The 967-nt window shown below is 67.9% G+C and carries 1 protein-coding gene; it reads left to right on the top strand.

Translation table 11 applies throughout. From position 1 onward, the window contains the following. Window positions 1-299: 299 nt before the first annotated feature. On the top strand, window positions 300-967 hold a 668-nt coding region (locus tag ACLJRL_RS41180; RefSeq protein ID WP_410661846.1), incomplete at its 3' end, for an IS110 family transposase.

The following is a 967-nucleotide window of genomic DNA, read 5'->3' as shown; positions in this document are numbered from 1 at the left end:
GGCCTAATGGGTTGTGTTCGAGCTGGGTTTGGCAGGCTTGGATGTGGTGGCTGCTGGCGGGTGAGCACTCGTGAGGCCTGGGTTTTGCGAGACCTTCGTGAAGACCGTCGCCCCTGCTGGTAGCGGAAGAGGTTGATCACTAGAGGGATGTCGTCGCCCACCGTTTGTGGTGTGAGCACTCGACCATTAGGCCGTTGATCTTCTTCCGCGTGGCTGCCGGTCATGATCCGGATAGGGGCGGGAGCTGGTGCGGCGTGGTGTTGTTCGTGGGTGATGACTGGGCTTCTGATCATCATGATGTGGAGATCCAGGACCAGGCTGGGCAGCGGCTGGGTAAAGCCCGGCTTCCGGAAGGAGTCGAGGGCATCGCCCGGTTGCATGGGCTGCTCGCGCGGTTCCTGCCCGAGGACGCCGAACCCAGCCAGGTGCTGATCGGGATCGAGACCGATCGTGGCCCGTGGGTGGCGGCGCTGGTCGCCGCGGGATATCGGGTGTTCGCCCTCAACCCGCGGCAATCGGCGCGGGCCCGAGACCGGCTCGGGGTGTCCGGCGCGAAAAGCGACGCCGGTGACGCGCATGTGCTGGCCGACCTGGTCCGTACCGACGCTCACCAGTTGCGTGAGGTCGCCGGGGACAGCGACCTCGCCGACGGGGTGCAGGCGCTGACCCGGGCGCATCAAGCACTGATCTGGGACAAGACCAGGCATGTGCTGCGGTTGCAGGCCACGCTGCGGGACTATTTCCCCGCCGCTCTCGAGGCGTTCACCGACGTGGCCGCGCCCGAGGCGCTGGAATTGCTCGGTAAGGCCCCTGACCCGGACCGCGCTGCCCGGTTGTCCGGCAGGCAGATCACCGCCGCGCTCAAGCGAGCCCGCCGACGCGATATCGAGGGGAAAGCCACCGCGATCCAGACCGCGCTGCGCGCTCCGGCGCTGGGCCGCGGCCCGGCCCTGACCACCGCCCAGGC

Origin of the sequence: Amycolatopsis sp. lyj-112, assembly GCF_046549055.1 — a bacterium.
In the GTDB taxonomy this organism is placed as follows: Bacteria; Actinomycetota; Actinomycetes; order Mycobacteriales; family Pseudonocardiaceae; genus Amycolatopsis.
This window is presented reverse-complemented; position numbering and strand designations above follow the sequence as displayed.